Origin of the sequence: Cellulomonas bogoriensis 69B4 = DSM 16987 (assembly GCF_000767165.1) — a bacterium.
Taxonomy (GTDB): domain Bacteria; phylum Actinomycetota; class Actinomycetes; order Actinomycetales; family Cellulomonadaceae; genus Actinotalea; species Actinotalea bogoriensis.
In genome coordinates, this window is record NZ_AXCZ01000246.1 from 1 (window position 1) to 2,891 (window position 2,891).

Annotated in this window: 3 protein-coding genes; all 3 read right to left on the reverse strand. The window is 75.0% G+C overall.

Annotated elements, in window-relative coordinates:
• The coding region (locus tag N869_RS14065) for an ATP-binding cassette domain-containing protein (protein WP_035062624.1) at nucleotides 1-502 on the reverse strand (502 nt) is incomplete at its 3' end.
• The gene (locus tag N869_RS14070; RefSeq protein WP_035062625.1) at nucleotides 495-1,568 is read right to left on the reverse strand and encodes a substrate-binding domain-containing protein; all 1,074 of its coding nucleotides are present in this window, start codon (nucleotides 1,566-1,568) and stop codon (nucleotides 495-497) included. The genes N869_RS14070 and N869_RS14065, both read right to left, overlap by 8 nt.
• Entirely contained in the window at nucleotides 1,565-2,767 is a 1,203-nt protein-coding gene (locus N869_RS14075) for an ROK family transcriptional regulator (RefSeq protein ID WP_035062627.1), read from the reverse strand. Before N869_RS14075 ends, N869_RS14070 begins: the two co-directional genes overlap by 4 nt.
• Between the last annotated feature and the right edge of the window lie 124 nt (nucleotides 2,768-2,891).

The following is a 2,891-nucleotide window of genomic DNA, read 5'->3' on the forward strand; positions in this document are numbered from 1 at the left end:
CGTCCAGGACCAGGACCCGCGGGTCGTCGAGAAGCCCGCGGGCGATCGCCACCGCCTGCCGCTGGCCACCGGACAGCTGCGACAGCGGCATCCGCACCGAGGGCACCCGGGCGGCGAGCAGCGCCAGCAACCGCTGGGCCTCGGCCTCCATCGTGACCTCGTCCAGCAAGGAACCGCGCGCACGCTCACGCCCGAGGAAGATGTTCTCGACCACGTCCAGGTCGTGGCACAGCGCGAGGTCCTGGTAGACGGTCGCGATCCCCAGGTGACGGGCGACCTGCGGGGAGCGCAGCGCCACCTCCGCGCCGTCGACCACCACCTCACCCGCATCCGGGACCAGGTCCCCGGCCATCACCCGCACCAGGGTCGTCTTGCCCGCACCGTTCTCCCCCACCACCGCGACCACCTCGCGGGGACGGACGTCCAGGTCGACGTCCACCAGGGCCCGCACCGCGCCGAACGCGTGCGTCACGCCCCGCAACGACAGCACCGGGTCACCCACGCGGGACCTCCAGCCCGAGCTCCTCGCAGGCCGCCCGGTACGACGCCGTGCACACGTCGTGCACCCGGTGCACCCCCCGCGCCAGGAGATCGGCCACGTCCTGCTGGACGACCGGCTCCGGGTCCAGCAGCAGGGACGGCACACCGTCGACGTCCACCTCGCCGGGCACCGCCTCACCGCGCGCCAGCCGCACCGCGATCACCGCCGCCTGCTCGGCCTGCCGGTCGATGTGCTTGTGGACCGTCATGAGCTGGTCACCGCTGACCAGGCGCTGGACCGCCGCGAGCTCGGCGTCGTGGCCCGTGACCGGCGGGACCGGCACACGCCCGGCCGCCCGCAGCGCCGAGATCGTCGCCCCCGCCGTCCCGTCGTTGGCCGCGTACACCCCCACCACCCGGCCACCCAGCTCGGTCAGCTTGGCCTCCACCCACTCCTGGGCCTTGTCCGGCGCCCAGTCAGGGGTGTCGAACTCGGCCAGCACCGGCAGTCCCGCCGCACGCACGACCTCCCACACCCCCTCCTTGATCGCCGCGGCGTTCGGGTCCGCCCCGGCCCCGTGGACCATCAGCACACCGGAACCGTCCGGGACCTCGCCCAGCACCCTGACCAGGGCCTCCCCCTGCAGGCGACCGACCTGAACGCCGTCGTAGGCCACGTAGTGGTCCAGCGGAGCGTCCTGGACGAACCTGTCGTACGCGAGGACCTTGACCCCCCGCTCCGCGGCTTCGACCACGATCGCCCGCGCGGCGGCACCATCCACGGCGTCCAGGACCAGCACGTCCACGCCCTGCACCAGCGCGGCCTCCGCCTGCGCCTGCTGACGTGCGGCGTCCCCCCCGGCGTTGGCGTACACCACGTGGCACTCGGGGCACTCGCGGGCGACCGCGGCGGTGAACACCGGTCGGTCCACCGCCTCGTAGCGGCTGGTCTTGGACTCGGGCAGCAGGAACGCGACCGACGGCCCCTCACCGGCGCCGGTGAACCCCTCGACCGTTCCCGCGCAGCCCGCGAGCGCCAGCGCCGCGACCGTCACGGCACCCGCAGCGCGGGCACCGACCCACCTCACCGAGTGACCTCGAGCCCCGCTCCCAGACCGGCCGGGCTCCCCACGCGGTAGGCGTCCAGGGCCAGGGCGACGGCACCCTTGACCTCGGCCTGGCTTCCGAGCGCCGGGGGTCGCACCTGGACCGGCCCGCCCGCGGTGGGCAGGGTGTGCTCGACCAGCGCCGCTCGCAACGGCTCCAGGTACACCTCACCGGCCGTAGCCAGCTCGCCCCCGACGATGATCACGTCCGGGGCGGTGACGGCCACGACCGACGCCAGCCCGCCGGCGAGCGCCTCGGCGGCCTCGGCGACCGCGTTGCTGCACGCCACGTCGCCCTCTCCGGCCCGTGCCAGGACGTCGCGGACGGCCAGGTGACCGTGGGTGCGGTGGAGGCGGTCCAGCACGGCGCCGGCCCCGGCGACCGTCTCGAGGCAACCCCGGTTGCCGCAGCGGCACAGCGGCCCGCCGGCAGTCACCCGGATGTGCCCGACCTCGCCGGCGGCACCGGCGCGTCCCCTGACGACCGCCCCGTCCACCACCAGACCGAGGCCGATGCCGCGGTCGACGCGCACGAACGCCACGTGCCGGGCACCTTCACCGGCACCGAGGCGCGCCTCGGCCAGGGCACCGAGGTTGGCGTCGTTGTCGACCAGGACCTGGACACCCAGGCGCTCGGCCAGGACCGCGGGCACGTCCACGCCGTCCCACCCGCGCAGCAGCCCCAGGCCGGACACCGAGCCCGACTGCTGGTCCACGGGGGCGGGTAGGCCGACACCGACACCCAGGAGCTCGCTGCGCGAGGTGTCCAGCGCGTCGAGCATCTCCTCCACGAGCAGGGCGGTGCGGTCCAGGCCGACGTCGGGGCGATGATCGGGGGCCAGGGGGAGTCGCTGGTCGGCGACCACGCGCTGGGTGACGTCCGCCAGGACCACCCTCAGGGTGCGGTCGGCGAAGTGGACGCCGGCTACCAGGCCCAGGTTGCGGGCGAGGCTGACCTCTTGCGCCCGGCGGCCGCTGCGCGACGTCGGTGACGTGGTCAGGACGCCCGCTGCGACGAGCTCCTTGACGATGTTGGACACCGCCGCCGCGGACAGCCCGGTCACACCGGCGAGCTCGACCTGGGTGAGGGAGCCGCGCTGCTGCACCACGCGGACGATGCGCTCACGGTTCGCCTCGCGCAGGGACGTCTGCGACCCCGACGGCGCCCGCTTGCTGGCCATCGAACGATGGTACCTGCTGACCTGCCCGAACGGCAGGGCCCGAAGGTCAGGTCACCCGCTCGCGCGCCCCGACCCACCCCGCCGCCCGCGCGGGGTCGGGTCGGCCCCGGCGGACCCGACCCCG